Source organism: Luteithermobacter gelatinilyticus, assembly GCF_005849285.1.
Classification (GTDB): Bacteria; Pseudomonadota; Alphaproteobacteria; order Sphingomonadales; family Emcibacteraceae; genus Luteithermobacter; species Luteithermobacter gelatinilyticus.
Genome location: NZ_CP040517.1, coordinates 2,591,288 through 2,607,578 on the forward strand (window position 1 = coordinate 2,591,288; position 16,291 = coordinate 2,607,578).

Annotated in this window: 14 protein-coding genes; 7 read left to right on the forward strand and 7 right to left on the reverse strand. The window is 54.8% G+C overall.

All coding sequences use genetic code 11. The annotated features are described in order from the left end of the window. Positions 1 to 76: 76 nt before the first annotated feature. The gene (locus FE788_RS11645) at positions 77 to 940 is read right to left on the reverse strand and encodes a MipA/OmpV family protein (RefSeq protein WP_138380800.1); all 864 of its coding nucleotides are present in this window, start codon (positions 938 to 940) and stop codon (positions 77 to 79) included. A 203-nt stretch (positions 941 to 1,143) separates the two neighbouring features. Between FE788_RS11645 and FE788_RS11650 the strand changes: the two genes are divergently transcribed. Then, on the forward strand, positions 1,144 to 1,572 hold the full coding sequence (locus FE788_RS11650) for a RidA family protein (RefSeq protein WP_210413954.1): 429 nt from the start codon (positions 1,144 to 1,146) through the stop codon (positions 1,570 to 1,572). 81 nt (positions 1,573 to 1,653) lie between these two features. On the opposite strand, the gene FE788_RS11655 is transcribed toward FE788_RS11650, so the two are convergent. From FE788_RS11655 to FE788_RS11665, 3 genes are all read right to left on the reverse strand, one after another. After that, positions 1,654 to 2,892: a bifunctional alpha/beta hydrolase/OsmC family protein gene (locus FE788_RS11655; RefSeq protein WP_138380801.1), complete on the reverse strand. Its 1,239-nt coding sequence runs from the start codon at positions 2,890 to 2,892 to the stop codon at positions 1,654 to 1,656. Continuing rightward, the gene (locus tag FE788_RS11660; RefSeq protein WP_168190391.1) at positions 2,861 to 4,228 is read right to left on the reverse strand and encodes a glycosyltransferase family 4 protein; all 1,368 of its coding nucleotides are present in this window, start codon (positions 4,226 to 4,228) and stop codon (positions 2,861 to 2,863) included. The genes FE788_RS11655 and FE788_RS11660 overlap by 32 nt, the downstream gene beginning before the upstream one ends. A gap of 160 nt (positions 4,229 to 4,388) precedes the next feature. Further along, positions 4,389 to 6,374, reverse strand: coding sequence for a sodium-translocating pyrophosphatase (locus FE788_RS11665; protein ID WP_138380803.1), 1,986 nt, complete (start codon positions 6,372 to 6,374; stop codon positions 4,389 to 4,391). Between the two features lie 199 nt (positions 6,375 to 6,573). On the opposite strand from FE788_RS11665, the gene ppa reads away from it, so the two are divergent. The 4 genes from ppa to FE788_RS14120 all read left to right on the forward strand — a co-directional run bounded on the left by ppa (position 6,574) and on the right by FE788_RS14120 (position 11,592). Then, positions 6,574 to 7,119: an inorganic diphosphatase gene (ppa, locus tag FE788_RS11670; RefSeq protein WP_138380804.1), complete on the forward strand. Its 546-nt coding sequence runs from the start codon at positions 6,574 to 6,576 to the stop codon at positions 7,117 to 7,119. Positions 7,120 to 7,339: 220 nt separating this feature from the next. Further along, the gene (locus tag FE788_RS11675) at positions 7,340 to 9,766 is read left to right on the forward strand and encodes a bifunctional diguanylate cyclase/phosphodiesterase (RefSeq protein ID WP_168190392.1); all 2,427 of its coding nucleotides are present in this window, start codon (positions 7,340 to 7,342) and stop codon (positions 9,764 to 9,766) included. A 73-nt stretch (positions 9,767 to 9,839) separates the two neighbouring features. Beyond that, positions 9,840 to 11,348, forward strand: coding sequence for a UbiD family decarboxylase (locus FE788_RS11680; protein WP_138380806.1), 1,509 nt, complete (start codon positions 9,840 to 9,842; stop codon positions 11,346 to 11,348). Between the two features lie 91 nt (positions 11,349 to 11,439). After that, positions 11,440 to 11,592 carry a hypothetical protein gene (locus tag FE788_RS14120; protein WP_168190393.1) on the forward strand — a complete coding sequence of 51 codons (153 nt, stop codon included), beginning with the start codon at positions 11,440 to 11,442 and terminating at the stop codon, positions 11,590 to 11,592. Between the two features lie 139 nt (positions 11,593 to 11,731). Here the strand turns inward: FE788_RS14120 and FE788_RS11685 are convergent, their stop codons facing one another. Continuing rightward, entirely contained in the window at positions 11,732 to 12,097 is a 366-nt protein-coding gene (locus FE788_RS11685) for a MarR family winged helix-turn-helix transcriptional regulator (RefSeq protein ID WP_138380807.1), read from the reverse strand. Between the two features lie 471 nt (positions 12,098 to 12,568). On the opposite strand from FE788_RS11685, the gene FE788_RS11690 reads away from it, so the two are divergent. Beyond that, positions 12,569 to 13,930 carry a TldD/PmbA family protein gene (locus tag FE788_RS11690; RefSeq protein WP_138380808.1) on the forward strand — a complete coding sequence of 454 codons (1,362 nt, stop codon included), beginning with the start codon at positions 12,569 to 12,571 and terminating at the stop codon, positions 13,928 to 13,930. 68 nt (positions 13,931 to 13,998) lie between these two features. Here FE788_RS11690 and FE788_RS11695 read toward each other — a convergent pair whose 3' ends face one another. Together FE788_RS11695 and FE788_RS14125 are read right to left on the reverse strand one after the other, a co-directional pair. Next, on the reverse strand, positions 13,999 to 14,709 hold the full coding sequence (locus tag FE788_RS11695; RefSeq protein WP_168190394.1) for a TorF family putative porin: 711 nt from the start codon (positions 14,707 to 14,709) through the stop codon (positions 13,999 to 14,001). Positions 14,710 to 14,958: 249 nt separating this feature from the next. Further along, on the reverse strand, positions 14,959 to 15,132 hold the full coding sequence (locus FE788_RS14125; RefSeq protein ID WP_168190395.1) for a type 1 glutamine amidotransferase family protein: 174 nt from the start codon (positions 15,130 to 15,132) through the stop codon (positions 14,959 to 14,961). Between the two features lie 152 nt (positions 15,133 to 15,284). On the opposite strand from FE788_RS14125, the gene FE788_RS11700 reads away from it, so the two are divergent. Further along, positions 15,285 to 16,286 (forward strand): GlxA family transcriptional regulator, encoded by a 1,002-nt coding sequence (locus FE788_RS11700; RefSeq protein WP_138380810.1) that lies wholly within the window; start codon positions 15,285 to 15,287, stop codon positions 16,284 to 16,286. Positions 16,287 to 16,291 lie beyond the last annotated feature (5 nt).

The window sequence follows — 16,291 nt, forward strand, 5'->3', positions numbered from 1 at the left end:
AAATGGTTTTGTCAAGGGGTCCGCAGCCGCCGAGAAGTGACTTTTTGATACCACATTCCTCAATTTACAAAACACTTTAAAACCGATACACCACACCGGCGAGAGACATGAATTGGTTTTTGCTGTCGATCAGCGGACTTTTACCCGCATCACCAACCAAATGGCTGTAATTGGCCAGCGCAAAAAAGCCCACACGACGGGAAAAGAACGTCAGCAGATTGGCCCGTAGTCCCAGTTTTTCGATCCCCGCACCGGCCGAGAAGGTCTCAAAGACACTGCGAGCCGCCTGGTCATCGGTAATCCCGTAAAAAGTTTGCATATAATTGCCATCACCAAAAGACGCAAAGGGACCGAAACGCACCATATAATGGCCAAACAGACGCTGGATATATTCCAGATACAACGTGGAGGAAATGCCTTCGTGTCCCCCGCTATTCAGCGCCTTGGCCCCCTCCCAGCCCACATTCCAGTCCCCGAAACGGTAATTGGCGAACATCATAACTTCGATGGAATTATCCACCTCGCCAAGCCCGGCAAAACGCGGGTCATCGTCTTCATCGCGATTGGCGAAGCCGTATCTCAGGGATGCGGACAGGGAAAAGCTGTGTTTCTCATCAAACTTTTTTTCAAAAAGACGGCCACCGATGCCGTAATAGGCATTGAGAAAAAACCGGTCCTGATAGCGGATTTCCCCGAATGGGATCGGCGTGACGTTATAAGAGGAACTGCCGGGAAATTCGGGATGAACCACGGTCCCGACACCAGCGAAAATTTCCCAGCTCTGCGCCTTTGTGTTTTCTGGTGATGGCGCCGCGCCTGTTTCCGCCAAAGCAGGTGAGGCTACTCCCACAGCCAATAACAGGACAACACAACATCCCATAAAAACCAGACCCAGAACTTTACTCAGGTTTTTCCACATATCCGCATCTCTCTTACCCATCCCCCTTTTGTAGAGGTCTTTTAAAGACCGAATGGCTCTTTCCCCCAGCGACCCGTAATATGTTCTGCATCAACAATTTGTTGTGATTAGGGCTTTTTTACTGCATCCTTCATAAAAATACTTACTCTTTTTTCAAAAACGTTTCCATGTTGACAAAGGTCAAGAATATGAGAAAAAAACTTTTCATCCGGAGACGAGGCCTAATGCCGCTGGTCATCGCCGCTCTAATGACCAGCCCGGCCCTGGCCGAACGTCCGCTTTATCTGAAATCAGAAATGACCGCCGGATTGCCGTTTTCCGATGCTGTCAGGCATAATGGAGTGCTTTACCTTTCCGGACAGATTCCGGCAACCCCTGATGGCACGCTCGCCAAAGGCGGTATGGCAGCACAGGCCAGACAGGTTATGGACAATATCCGCGCCACCGTGGAAAAATACGGCTCCGGCATGGACCGGATCATCAAATGCACCGTGTTTCTAAGCGATATGGACCAGTGGGCCGAGTTCAACAAGGTTTATGTGACCTATTTCGACAAGGGCCGTCTACCGGCACGCTCCGCCGTGGAAGTCAGCGGTCTGGCCATGGGGGCACTGATGGAAGTGGAATGTCTTGCGGCTATGGACGACGACTAGAGTGAATTGTGAAGAGATTGACCCATTCTGCCGCTCAGGTCTGGTTCAGGAGCCAGGGATTTAGCGCAGGGCAGGGCAGGGTTATTCCCCTTCCTTTTCGATTTTGGTGATCACTTCCGGCCGGCTTTCAAGGGTGCGATGCACCGGACATTTGTCGGCAATGCGCAACAGGCCGTCCAACTGCTCCTGCGTCAGATCCCCCCGCACCACAACCCGGCGGCGCATCACTTCGATCTTTGCATCGGGATCTTCCTGTTCGGAGCAATCGGCGCAGTCGCGGGCATGAAGACGGTCATGTTCCAGCGTGACCCGGACATGCTCCAACGGCAGGTTTTTGTGCCGAGCATACATGCGCAGGGTCATGGACGTACACGCCCCAAGTGCCGCGAGCAGATAAGCATAAGGCGTCGGCCCCTCATTGTCACCGCCGACACGTTGTGGTTCATCCACCAGAAAAGCATGATCGCCATAGATCACTTCCTGCAGAAAATTGCCGAGCCCCGTCTCTTCCACCAGAACCTTGTCGCCGTCGGGAGCGTCCCGTTTTTCAAGGGGGCTGATATACCGGCCGCACCAGGCAGACAACATTTCCGCGGCAAATTCCGCGTCCCGCTTGCCCCGAAGCAGGTGATCGGCCCCATCCAGGGAAATAAAGCTTTTGGGATGGCGGGCATGTTCATACAGTATGCGGGCATGATCCACACTCACCACCTGATCCGTGGGCGAATGCATCACCAGAAGGGCTTTGCCCAGATCTTTCAGACGGTCGACAATTCTGTGATTCTGCACATCCTCAATAAACTGCCGGGTGATGGTAAAAGGCCGACCCGACAAATCCACCACCGCCTCGCCGTGGCGGGTGATTTCGTCCATCTTTTCTTCAAACATATGATTGATGTGCCCTGGATCGGACGGCGCACCAATGGTCGCCACCGCCTTCACGTCAGGCAAATCCTGAGCCGCGGCCAGCACGGCAGCTCCCCCCAGGCTATGGCCAATCAGAAGTTCGGGCGCGACATACTGCTGTGCAAGAAAAGCGCAGGCCGCCATAAGGTCCCCGATATTGGAGGTAAAATTGCTGTTGGCGAAATCGCCCTCGCTTTGACCCAGGCCGGTAAAATCAAACCGCAACACCGCAATCCCCCGCCGCGCCAGCGCCCGGGCAATGCGCGACGTGGCAAAAATATCCTTGTTGCAGGTAAAACAATGGGCAAACACCGCATAAGCGCGCACAGGACCAAAGGGCGGTAGTTCAAGACGCGCATCCAGGGTATCGCCCTGCGCCCCCTCAAAAGTGACTTTCCGGCTGTGATGAATCATGGCGGTCTCCTTTTCCCGCAACACGGAACAGGAATTTTTCCAGTTTGGCGAATTGCGCATTCCGATCATACCCCGCCCGCCTGTCGGGGTCCAGAGCACTGCGCTCACCAGCCATCTTGGCCGCCAGCCGTTCCTTCAGATATCCGGCAATAGCGTCAGGATCACGAGAGACAAACCCGAAGCCATTGTCACGGATGATGTCCGCTGCCTCGCCCGTCTCCAGCCCCACCGACAGAATGGGTTTGTCAGCCCCGATATATTCGAACAGCTTGCCGGCGATCACCCCTTCCTCACGCGGATTATCCCAGCGTAGCAGCAGCAGGACATCCATCCGCGCCTGAACCGCAAGAAGCTCTTTCTGGGGGATATACGGATGAAATTTCAGCTTGTCGTCCAGACCATATTTCCGGATCACCGCCTCCTGTTCCTCATCCAGGTCGGCCCGGCCGTTCGGAGTATAAAACAGCACCCGGATCTTGTCCGCTTCCGGCCCCAAACGGCCCAGCGCCTCAAACAAAGGCATCGGGTCGCGCTTGCGGCCATACAGAATACCCGCATAAAGCAGGGTCAGCCTGTTCATCTCCTGTGGGGTCCGGTCCAGACCGGCAAAGTCATCAGGATCATACCCGTTCATCACACATATGACCGGTTGGGACCTTTTTTGTCGCAAAAGATCGGTCCAGGTCCGGGTCACGGTGACGATCCCCCGACAATTGGCCAAGGCGCAGTTTTCCAGAAAGCGGTCAATCTTTGCCCGAAACCAAGGGGCGTCATAATAACCGTGATCCGCCCACAAATCCCGGTAGTCCACCACCCAGGGCACATCCACCAGGCGCGCCAAGCGGCTTGCCACCAGAAGCGTGGTATGGGGCGGGGTGGTGGCAAAAATAATATCCGGGCTCCAGTGGCGGAACAGCGCACGGCCGGCACGCACCGCGTGGGGATACCAGCCAATCAGGCTGTCGGGAATATTGGTCAGCATGCGATAGGCGCGGCTGAGGCGGGATTCGGGCCGGTGGGAAAGTTGTGCCCCGGAGTTGGCACCTTGTTCCTTTTTTTCATCACGCACCGCCGCCGTGTCTTCGGAGCGGGAGAAGGTGTTTTTCAAGACGGTTTTCACCCGCCCCGGCAGATCATTGATGCGGCTGTAGCCGGAATAAATAATCTTGTCCGGAGAAATTTCCGGCTGTAACGTCGGCGGGAAATCAGGATTTTTCGGGCCCAGCACCCGCACGTCATGGCCACGCGCATCCAGATATTTGACAAATTTGTTGACCCGGCTTGCCGAGGCCGGGGCATAGGGGGGAAAATACCCGGCCACCACCAAAATACGCAAATCAGGACCCTCCCGAATAAATGCTTTTGTTCATCATATTGATATTGATGAGAAAATAAACACGAGGGTGTAAATTTTTGATGAAATCCTGCCGCCAGCGGCATAAAAAACCCGCCGGAAAGCCTCCCGGCGGGTAGAACAAGGTTTTCTGAAATCCCCCTTACAACAGCGGAGCGATCACCAGCGAGACAATGGCCATCACATTGATCAGGATGTTCATGCTGGGCCCGGAGGTGTCCTTGAACGGATCACCTACCGTATCGCCAACCACGGCCGCCGCATGCACCGGGCTGCCCTTGCCGCCGTGATGACCCTTTTCAATGTATTTCTTAGCATTATCCCAGGCCCCGCCCGCGTTGGCCATCATCAGCGCCAGCAGCACACAGCCCAGCAGCGCCCCACCCAGCATGCCGCCGAGGCTTTCGGCACCAAGACCAAAGCCCACCACCACCGGCACAATAATGGCAATGGCCCCCGGCAGGATCATCTTTTTCAACGCCGCCGTGGTGGCGATATCCACACAACGGGCATTGTCCGGTTCAGCGTTCCCCTCCAGAAGACCGGGGATTTCCTTGAACTGGCGACGGATTTCCACAATCATTTCCATGGCTGCATCGCCCACTGCCGTCATGGTGATGGACGCGATAAGAAACGGCAGCGTGCCACCGATCAGTAAGCCCACCAGCACCTTCGGATTATCCAGCGCCAGGGCAAAGCCCGGATTATGCATGCCCACCGTCTCCACAAAGGCGGCGATGATGGACAGCGCCGCCAGAGCCGCCGCACCGATGGCAAAACCTTTGCCGATGGCCGCGGTGGTATTGCCCAGTTCGTCGAGACTGTCCGTGATGTCGCGCGTTTCCTTACCGAGCCCCGCCATTTCCGCAATGCCGCCCGCATTGTCGGCCACCGGACCATAGGCGTCAATGGCCATGGTGATGCCCACGGTCGCCAGCATAGCCACGGCAGCAATGCCCACCCCATACAGACCCGCCAACATGGTGGACACAAAGATGATGGTGGCAATAGTCAGGACCGGGATCACCACCGACTGCATGCCTACCGCCAGACCGGTAATCATCACCGTCGCCGTGCCCGTCTCGCCGCTGCTGGCGATTCGGCGCACCGGCCCCGCGGCGGTATAATATTCCGTGACCAGGCCAATCACAATGCCGCCCAGTGCCCCACACAGAATGGCGAACCAGATATGAATATTCAATCCGAAATGATCAAGCAACAGATACGCCACCAGAATAAACAACAGCGAGGCCCCGATGGTGCCGGTCCTCAGTGCCTTTTCCGGAGAATTTCCAGACATGAGCTTGACCAGCCCGATTCCGAGCACCGAACAGATCAGTCCCATACTGGCCAGTGCCAACGGCAGGAACATCAGAATATTCTGGTTCGGCACCTGCATGGTCGCCGCCAAGGCGATGGTGGCGATCATGGACCCGCAATAGGATTCGAAAATATCGGACCCCATGCCGGCCACATCGCCCACATTGTCACCCACATTGTCGGCGATCACGCCCGGATTGCGGGGATCATCTTCGGGAATGCCAGCTTCCACCTTACCCACAAGATCCGCCCCCACATCGGCCGATTTGGTGTAAATCCCGCCGCCGACGCGGGAAAACAACGCCACGGTGGAAGCGCCCATGCCAAAACCGTGAATGGCGTGTGCCGTTTCCGGATCGCCGCCGAAAAACCAATACAACGAGCCCAGACCAATAAGTCCGAGAGAGGCCACGCACATGCCCATAATGGACCCACCGTAAAACGATACCTCCAGCGCCGCCGGGGCCCCCTTGTCATGAGCCGCCATGGTGGTGCGCATATTGGCGCGGGTGGCGGCATACATGCCCAGATACCCAGCCAGGGCCGAGGCAATGGTGCCCACCGCGAAGGCGATGGCCGTGTTGGTGCCCAGGAAATACCACAACGGCAGGATCACAAGAATATTAAACCCGAGAAGCATCTTATATTCCCGGTTCATAAACACCATTGCCCCCAGATGAATGGCGTCTCCGATCTTTTTGACTTTTTCATTCTCCACCGGCTGTCGGACAACAATCCGGTACAGGATAAACGCGACAATCAGGCCCACAACCCCCAAAACAGGAGGATAATTTACTAACTCTTTCATGTCCTCTCCCTTGACTTTGCATAAATCCCCTTGTAGCTGTATGCGTTTGCTTTCGATATAAGGGTCGGGAAACGTTAAATCATCAATTCCCCGATAGCAAGATTCATGCTGACAAAGTCGAGATTTTCAGTATATTGCGGCGCAACAGGCAGCAATGCCCTGCACGTTGTTCAACCCCAGACAAACAGGTGGAATTCCCATGCCCCTCGTCAGCAAAATCAGCCCGGGTAAAAACCCGCCCGAAGAAATCAACGTCATTATCGAAGTGCCCGCCGGCGGCGCAGCCGTGAAATATGAAATGCATAAACGCTCCGGCGCCATTCTGGTAGACCGGATCTTGCATACTCCCATGCGTTACCCCACCAACTATGGATATATGCCTCATACCCTGTCCGAAGACGGCGATCCATGCGACGTCATGGTAGTGGTGGATGAGCCGCTGGTGCCCGGATGCGTGATTCGCGCCCGGCCGATCGGGGTTCTGCTTATGGAAGATGAAGCCGGCGGGGATGAAAAGATCCTTGCGGTGCCGGATCTCAAGACCGACCCCACCTACAAACATGTCAACAGCTATGAAGATCTTCCGGAATTGCTGCTGCAACGGATCCAGCACTTCTTTGAGCATTACAAGGATCTGGAAAGCGGCAAATGGGTCAAGGTCAAGGGCTGGGAAGGCCCGGACAAGGCCAAAGCCATGATCCTCGACGGCCTGAAACGCGCAAAAGACGCACCGGAAGAAGAATAAATATCCTGACAACACAATGCCCATAGGCCTCCTGACGGGGGCCTATGGGTTATTTTATGCGCCGTGTGGCCTAGAGTGAATTATGAACCGCGCTTTCTTCAGGAATAGGCTGGGCATCAGCCTGTACAGGAGTGTTTTTCTTGTTGTTGTCCTGGAAAATTGACACATTATTAACTGAGTCAAAACTAATATGCCCTTCCCGACATCAAGGGCATATTCCATGTTTCCAAGGTTATATTTCCATCTGTTGACCTATTACAATTTTGGGTTTGTTCTGCTCGCTGCGGCAATTTGCCTGCTCACCTGTTTTGTGGCTTATCTTCTGATCAAGCGGGTGAAGACGTCCAAAGGCAAAGCGCCGTACATCTGGACCATTATCTACGCCATAGCAGTCGGCAGTGGATTTTGGACAACCCATTTTATCGCCATGCAGGCCTGTCCTCTTCCCTATACCGCACATTATGATCTCAGCTTCACGGTTTTGTCGGTGCTGCTGACCATCCTGGCCTGCGGGCTCGGTCTGGCCCTCACCCTGTTAAAAAGGTGGCGCTATAACAGGCTGACCGGCAGCCTGGTGATGGGGGGTGGTCTTGCCCTGATGCATGTGACTGGCCTTGAGTCTATGACATGGCCTGAGGAATCGGCTTATGCCCCGCTTCTTCTGGGTGTGGCGTTGACCTTTGGCGCGGGAAGCGTAGGCGCTGCGCAGCTCGCGCTGGTCACCCATCGACAGGGGCAAAGTGTACTGCCGGGCATCATTGGACTGGCAAGTGGTGTCTTCCTGTTGCATTTCATAACCATACTCCCCATGGACGGGGGACAGAACAGCCCGCTGCCAACGGGGGAAACTGGCGATGCCTACAAGGCATTTTTGACACTGGCCGTCACAGTGACCAGCCTGGTTATCCTGAGTTTCACGCTTTTGGGCATTTATCTTGACAACAAGATCATGACAATTGCCGCCCGTGAAACTCAGCGTCTCAGAACCCTGGCCAATGCCAGCATGGAAGGACTGCTTCTGATCCGCAACGGCTGTATCATCGACGCTAATCAGCAGGCCTGCACCCTGATCGGACAGGCCCGCAAGCGGTTAAAAAGGCTGCCTTTTAAAGCCTTGTTCAACTTTCCGGATCACATGGCCGAACGTAAAGACCTGTTGACAGTGGGAGCGCAGTATGAAGCGGGACTGACCACCGTCGCAGGCGACGTCATTCCCGTCGAAATTCGCATCCGAACCATGCAAACCTCTCGACATTCCCACCTGATCGCGGTGATTCGGGATTTGAGGAACGATCAGGCCCAGAAACATAAAATCCGGCAACTTTCCACCATGGACAGCCTGACCGGTCTGATCAACAGAAGTTATTTCAACATCCGGCTGGATCAGGCCATTCAGCAGGCCAAGCGATCCACCACGAAACTCGCGCTTCTAATCCTTGATATTGATGAATTCCGGGATACCAACCTTCTTCTGGGATTGGAAGATGGCGACCGCCTGCTCCAGGAAATCAGCAAAAGACTGCTGAGCGTTACCCTGGCTTCTGACACACTCGCGCGCCTCTCAGGCGACGAATTTGCCATATTACAGGAAGATATTGACGGCTTTACCGATCCGGAACATCTGGTCAAGCGCCTGAAAGAAGCCTTTATGCTGCCATTTACCCTTCAAGGCAAGGAAATCGCCCTCACCCACTGCATTGGCATCGCCCTTTATCCGGAAAATGGGACGACGGCCCCCGAGTTGATGGCCAACGCCATCAACGCACTGGAGCGGGCCAAACAGGAAGGGACCAACACGGCCCGGTTTTTTGAGGCCATCATCGATTCGAAAATCCGCCTGCGCCGACGGTTGGGCCTGGACCTGAAGAAAGCCCTCAAGCGCAATGAACTTCTGCTGCATTATCAACCGCTGATCAATCTTGACCAGAACCGCCCCACCGGGTTCGAGGTTCTGTTACGCTGGAAACATCCGGAACTGGGATATGTCCGGCCAGATATTTTTATCCAAGTCGCCGAAGAAAACGGCCACATTATCGAGATTGGAGACTGGGTGCTGCATCAGGCCTGCCGCGAAGCCGCCTCCTGGAAGGTCCCCTTGCAGGTGGCGATCAATTTGTCCCCCGTTCAGCTCAGGGACAACCAACTGCCTGACAGGATTCACTCGGTGCTGGAAGAAACCGGGCTGCATCCTTCGCGGCTGGAGCTGGAAATCACGGAAGGCGTTTTTATTAAAAACCAGTGGGAGGCTCTGCAGATTCTCAATCGACTTAAAAAACTCGGCATCCGGATTTCCATGGATGATTTCGGCACGGGGTATTCCTCACTGGCCTACTTGAAGAATTACCGCTTTGACAAAATCAAAATCGACCGGTCCTTTATTCACGGACTGGGCGAAGACGAACAGTCGGCCACCATCATCCGCGGTATTATCGGCTTGGCCAAGGGGCTGGACCTGCCCGTTCTCGCCGAAGGCGTGGAAACAGAAGCCCAGAAAGACTTTCTGAAAAACGCCGGATGTACGGAAATTCAGGGATATTTGATTTCACCGCCGGCCCCTATCGATACCTTCAGGCACATCACCACAGAAACAGCCAATACCGATGCCGCCGCCGGACAACTGCGACAGGGACTCCGGTCGGCAGAATAAAAGCTGTGCGGATTTCCTTGCCGCATCGGGACAGATCACTATAATCCCGCAAAACATGTTCTGAGGTGAGCTTATGGCGTATCAGTCCCTGCGGGATTTCATGGATCAACTGGAAAAAGCCGGCCGTCTGGTGCGGGTCCGTGAACCCGTCTCGACCCATCTGGAAATGACCGAGATCCAGACCCGGGTAATTGCCGAGGGCGGCCCGGCGATCCTGTTTGAAAACCCGGTGGGCCCTCATGGCGAAACCTATGACATGCCGGTTTTGGTCAATCTGTTCGGCACAGTGGAGCGCGTCGCCTGGGGTATGAACCGCAAACCGCATGAACTGCGCGAAATTGGCGAGGCTCTCGCGGTGCTGCGTCAGCCGCAGCCGCCCCGCAGCCTGCGCGACGCCGTGGACATGCTGCCGATCCTCAAGCAGGCCATGACCATGGCCCCCAAGACCGTCAAAAAAGCGCCGGTGCAGGACGTGGTGCTGAGCGGCGACGATATTGATCTTGGGCGCCTGCCGGTCCAGGGCTGCTGGCCAGGCGAGCCGGCGCCGCTGATCACGTGGCCGCTGGTGGTCACCAAGGGCCCCGGCAACAGCGCGGAAGATGATTTTAATCTGGGCATTTACCGCATGCAGGTTTTGGACAAGAAGCGTACCCTGATGCGCTGGCTCAAACACCGCGGCGGGGCGCAGCATTATCGCCGCTGGAAAAATGAAAAACCGGAGCCCCTGCCCGCCGCCGTGGTGCTGGGCGCCGATCCGGCCACCATTCTGGGCGCGGTGACGCCGGTGCCGGATACTTTGTCGGAATATAAATTCGCCGGCCTTCTGCGCGGGCGCAAGACCGAACTGGTGGATTGTGTGAGCGTACCGCTGAAAGTGCCGGCCACGGCTGAGATCGTGCTGGAAGGCCATGTTTCTCTGGACGAATACGCGCCCGAAGGTCCTTATGGCGACCATACAGGATATTACAATTCCGTGGAACCCTTCCCGGTCTTTACCATCAGCGCCATCACCATGCGCAAAAATCCCATTTATTTAAGCACTTATACCGGACGGCCGCCGGACGAACCATCCGTGCTGGGCGAGGCACTCAATGAGGTGTTCATCCCGCTCTTGCAACAGCAGTTCCCGGAAATTGTCGATTTCTGGCTGCCGCCGGAAGGCTGCTCCTACCGCATTGCCGTGGTCAGCATGAAAAAGGCCTATGCCGGCCATGCCAAACGGGTGATGATGGGCGTGTGGTCCTATCTCAGGCAGTTCATGTACACCAAATTCGTGATTGTGGTGGATGACGACATCAATTGCCGCGACTGGAAAGATGTCATGTGGGCCATTTCTACCCGCATGGATCCGGTCCGTGATACCACGCTGATGGAACATACGCCGATTGATTATCTTGATTTCGCCTCCCCCGTCTCGGGACTGGGCGGCAAAATGGGACTCGACGCCACCAATAAGTGGCCAGGGGAAACCGACCGGGAATGGGGCGAAAAAATCCGCATGGACGAACAGGTGATCCGGCGGATTGATGACATTTGGGACACGCTGGGCCTGCCCGGTTCCGGAAAAAGCCATCTAGAGTAAATTGCGAATAGGTTGGTTCAATTCACTCTAGAGTGAATTGTGAATAGGTTGCCCCATTCTGCCGGTCAGGTCTGGTTCAGGAGCCAGGGGTTTGGCGCAGGCCATACTGGCGGTACGGCCCAGCCAAACCCCGCCGGAACTGGACCAGATCGGCCCGGCCCTTCGGGTTGGCGGCTTGGGGCCGCTCACCTTGCCAGACGCCTGGCCCGATGCCCCGCATCGCCCGGCGCCGTCTTCCGCGTGAGGCGGGCCGCAATCCGCCAACAGAATTGAGCCAAGCTATTCACAATTCACTCTAGCCTTCCAGGAAACAGCCTTCCTGATCTATCTCCGACTCAAGTTCCTGCCCTGCAATCTCGGGGCCTGAATCTTCCCAGGTCGTCTCAGGACAGTTGCGGATCGTGAATCTTCAACACCGCATCAGATATATTGTTGATTGCCGTCAGGTTATTCTCAAACTCTTCCTCTGAGAATGCCGAGAAAATCTTGTTTTGCGCCTTGTTCCAATGTTCCAGACACTCCTCGACCCTCTCCTGCCCCTTGGCGGTTAGCGACACAATTCTTTGTCGCCTGTCGGTCCCCGGAATAATCTGGATCAGCCCCTGTTTATGCAACGGACGAAGGTTGCGCGCCACCGTCGAGGCATCCATGACAAGCTCTTCGGCCAGTTTGCTTACCGTAACTTTTTCCAGATGTTCCAGAACCATCAAAATGATCAGTTGGGTGGACCTGATCCCCGTTTTCTGCAAGGCTTCGTCATATAACCGTGTGACTGCCCTGGATGCTTTTCTTACATTCAGGCATACACAGTTATCTATATAATCTTTTATATGCCTTTTAGATACCCCCGGACGTGATATGTCCACTTGTCTTCCCCACTCTATTTATACAAATATTCCTACTAAGACCTTGTTTCCTATAATATTTATCGAAGAACATTTTTCCCTGGAACACTATAGAAAACATGTATTTTTACCTGTACTTTTCTACTATCTTAAAAAATGATGACTATAATGTCATACAATATTAACCATATTCCCCCGGTACTACAATCGAATATGACACCCGGACAGCAAAAAATTTAACAAGATAAGTAACAAACCTTTCAAAATTTTGCTGTCCTGACCCCGTCCCGCTCTTTTTCCTTCGGGATTTTATCGCTATGTATAGGATGGTCAGTCACACTTCATGATTCAATGATAATGAGAACAGGAACCTATATGTCCCAGATTGCAATCCCCTCTACTGCAGACCACCTGGACAGGTTAGAGGATTTAATCAAGAAAGCCCTTCGGGCCGGCGCGGATCAGGCCGACGCCATCTTTTTCACCTCCCGGTCAGAATCGGTTTCCTGGCGGCTTGGCAAACTCGAAGATATTGAAAGATCGGAAAATGTGGATCTGGGCCTCAGGGTTTTTATCGGCCAGAAACAGGCCATTGTCTCCTCCAGTGATCTCAGCGCCCAAAACATGGATCCCCTTGTCGAACGCGCCGTCAGCATGGCACGACATGCCCCGCAAGACCGTTTTGCCGGCCTTGCGGACCCGGCGCTTCTGGCTCAGCCGCCGTTTGAGGACCTGGATCTGTATGATACAACCACCCCTTCTGCGGAAACGTTGCAAGACATGGCCCGGGAAACCGAGGCCCTGGCGCTTGCCACCGAAGGCATCACCAATTCACAAGGTGCCGGCGCCGGGTATGACAAAGTGGAAATCGTGCTCTGCAATTCTGACGGCTTTGCGCAAAGCTACCGCCGCAGCAGTTTCAGCCTCAGCCTTTCTGTCATCGCCGGCGCCGGCACCGCCATGGAGCGGGATTACGCCTACAGCTCAAAACACCACCTGGCTGACCTGGACAGTCCGGCGGAAATCGCCCGGGAAGCCGCGGAACGGGCGCTCAGACGCCTCAACCCCCGCAAGGCGGCCACGGCACAAGTCCCAGTGGTTTATGATCCCCGGGTTTCCAAAACCCTGCTTGGCCATTTTGCCGGAGCCATAAACGGCCAGTCCATCGCCCGGGGCACCAGCTTTCTCAAAGACCGCATGGGGGACCGCATTTTTCCCGAGCACATCACCATCATTGACGATCCACACATTGTGCGCGGGCCGTCTTCCCGGCCGTTTGACGGGGAAGGTGTAGCCAATGACAAACTGGTGCTAGTGGAAAACGGCATTCTGAAAAGCTGGTTTCTAGACAGCAGCAGCGCCCGTCAGTTAGGGCTGAAAAGCAACGGTCGAGCCAGCCGGGGAACCTCGTCACCACCCGCGCCATCTTCCACCAATATCTATATCGCGCCCGGCAAACTTTCGCCGGAAGAGCTGGTGGCCGATATCGCCAGCGGATTTTATGTCACAGAGCTCATCGGCATGGGGGTGAACGGAATCACCGGGGATTACAGCCGGGGCGCCAGCGGTTTCTGGATCGAAAATGGCCAGATCACCTATCCGGTCAATGAGGTGACCGTGGCTGGCAACCTCAAGGACATGTACCGTCACATGCAGGCGGCCAGCGACCTGGAGTTTAAATATGGCACCGACGCCCCCACGCTGCGGATCGACAGCATGATGGTCGCCGGGAATTGATCCGCCAAAAACAAAGGGCCTGCCCCGAAAAGGCAGGCCCCCACACCCTTCAATCCATATGAAAGTCCTTAGAAATAGGCCCCGACGCTAAATACCACCGTGGCGTCGGACAAATCCCCGGCATTATTCGTATCCACATATTTCAGACCGAAATCCAGGCCGCCATAATTCACACTGGCCCCCAGACTCCAGTCCAGCTTGGTGGTATCGCCAATCCCGGCATAGTCAAAGCCGTCTTCGTATCCGATATGGGCGCTGATGGTCAGGGGCGTATCGGGAATGGCGCTTTCCACATCCGCATAAACATAGATGTTATCCGTATTGCCGGTATTTTCGCTGGAAAAGGCGTAAGCGGCGCCGAGACTTGCCGATGCCACGCCAAGATCAACGCCGGCAGAACCGTAAAGTTCCAGATAGTCCACATTCTCCCCGCCGGGATAATGATAGAGCAGCAGGCCAATATTATAGGAAATACTGTCGATCTGACCGCCATATCCGGCATAGATATCCTGCTCGATTTCCGCGCCGCCAAACTCGGAAATATTGGACGCCCATGTGCCCACATAAAACCCGCTGTCATGCGCATAATCAAAGCCGCCCTGCAACGCAAAATTTTCATCATTCAGGGACACCCCGCGAAAACGATAATCATTCAGCATGGCCACATTGGCGCTGATCTCTCCTCCCAAAAAGCCCTCCTCCGCAAAAGTCGGAGCTGAGGAAAAAGCTGTTACAGCCACGGCAACGGTGGCCAACATAGCGGTTCTCAATTTCGTCACGTTTCTCTCCTTAAACTTGGAATTATTTTCTGCACCATAATCTGGATTGCGCATAAAACTCTACAAGATACGTGCCAGATTTTTGAAGCTATATGGGTTCTTATATAATTTCAAATAGTTAACAGCAGTTTATAGTCCAGCATATCATTGCAGACGACGCCGCTTTTGTTATCTTCACGGGAAATAGGGCAAAATTTTGGTCACAAAATGACTATTTATTACTCATGATTAAAAAATAGTCATATCGAGTCATCCCGTTTTCAATCCCTTGGCCGCGTGCACATCTCGCCCGTCAGGGGACAAGATTACACAGTTCAGTTCGTCAGGTTTCAAATCTTGCGCCACGCGGAAAATTTCCCATGGGCCGATGGCGTCAAGCTCCTCATACCCGTCAAATACCAGGATGGCGATCCTAAAAGTCATATCCTTACCTCCTTGCTTTTTATTTCTCGTCTATATGGTGAAACTCTTGTCAGGGTCTCACTCTAGCTTGACGGCATATTGTCATAAATGACATAATACCCATGAATTATGACATACCGATCCACGTCAGGATCGCCCCCAGGATCTGACCCATGCCCCGACCGAAAGAATTTCCCCGCAAAACCATTGCCTTTATCTGCTATGACAAGTGTGAAATTCTCGACCTGGCCGGGCCGGCAGAAATCTTTTTCAGCGCCAGTGAGTTGTGTGAAAGGGACTATGGATTTCCGGCCTATCAGGTCCAGTATCTCTCTCTCGGGGGTGGCCCGGTGCGCGCCTCCAACGGCATGGTCTTCAACACCCAACCCCTGAACAGCGTGCCCGAGGAAGACACGCTGATTGTTGTTGGCGGCCGAGGGGCGGAACATGCCGCTAACAGCCCGGCCCTGACCGGCTTCCTGCGCAACCGTTATTCCATAGTTCGCCGAATGGTGTCCATCTGCACCGGGGCCCTCATTCTGGCCAAAGCTGGTCTTCTGGAGGGCCGGACCGCCACAACCCACTGGGATTACACAGACAAGCTCAGACAAATGGCTCCCCAGGTGCATCTGAATCCGGATGCGCTTTATGTGCGGGACGACAAACTCTATACTTCGGCCGGGGTGACCGCCGGCATGGATCTGGCGCTGGCATTGGTGGAAGAGGATCTGGGTCGGGACCTGCCGCTCACCGTGGCCCGGCATCTGGTGATGTTTTATAAACGCCCAGGCGGGCAATCCCAGTTTTCTTCATTTCTCAAAGCCCAGACCGCCGAGACCGCCCCGTTTCGCGAGCTTTGCCTGTATATTGCCGAAAACCCGACCGACGATCTGTCCGTGCCTGCGCTTGCGCAGCGGCTGGCCTTGGGAGAAAGAACCTTCATTCGCCATTTCACCCGCCATGTGGGCTGTTCCCCGGGGCGATTTGTGGAACAGGCGCGATTGGAACATTCCCGCCGGCTGCTGGAAGACACGTTCGACAGCCTTGAACAGGTGGCCCTCAAGTCCGGCTTTTCCAGTGCGGAAATTCTGCGTCGTCTGTATCAGCGCCACCTTGGCATTTCGCCCCGCGAATACCGCGAACGGTTCGGACGTCGCCGGACGGCCGTGTTCTGATCACA

Excerpts from the sequence above, each read along its gene's own strand:
- FE788_RS11645 (WP_138380800.1), bottom strand. The coding sequence starts at position 940 with ATGGGTAAGAGAGATGCGGATATGTGGAAAAACCTGAGTAAAGTTCTG.
- FE788_RS11650 (WP_210413954.1), top strand. The coding sequence starts at position 1,144 with ATGCCGCTGGTCATCGCCGCTCTAATGACCAGCCCGGCCCTGGCCGAA.
- FE788_RS11655 (WP_138380801.1), bottom strand. The coding sequence starts at position 2,892 with ATGATTCATCACAGCCGGAAAGTCACTTTTGAGGGGGCGCAGGGCGAT.
- FE788_RS11665 (WP_138380803.1), bottom strand. The coding sequence starts at position 6,374 with ATGAAAGAGTTAGTAAATTATCCTCCTGTTTTGGGGGTTGTGGGCCTG.
- ppa (WP_138380804.1), top strand. The coding sequence starts at position 6,574 with ATGCCCCTCGTCAGCAAAATCAGCCCGGGTAAAAACCCGCCCGAAGAA.
- FE788_RS11675 (WP_168190392.1), top strand. The coding sequence starts at position 7,340 with ATGTTTCCAAGGTTATATTTCCATCTGTTGACCTATTACAATTTTGGG.
- FE788_RS11680 (WP_138380806.1), top strand. The coding sequence starts at position 9,840 with ATGGCGTATCAGTCCCTGCGGGATTTCATGGATCAACTGGAAAAAGCC.
- FE788_RS11690 (WP_138380808.1), top strand. The coding sequence starts at position 12,569 with ATGTCCCAGATTGCAATCCCCTCTACTGCAGACCACCTGGACAGGTTA.
- FE788_RS14125 (WP_168190395.1), bottom strand. The coding sequence starts at position 15,132 with ATGACTTTTAGGATCGCCATCCTGGTATTTGACGGGTATGAGGAGCTT.
- FE788_RS11700 (WP_138380810.1), top strand. The coding sequence starts at position 15,285 with ATGCCCCGACCGAAAGAATTTCCCCGCAAAACCATTGCCTTTATCTGC.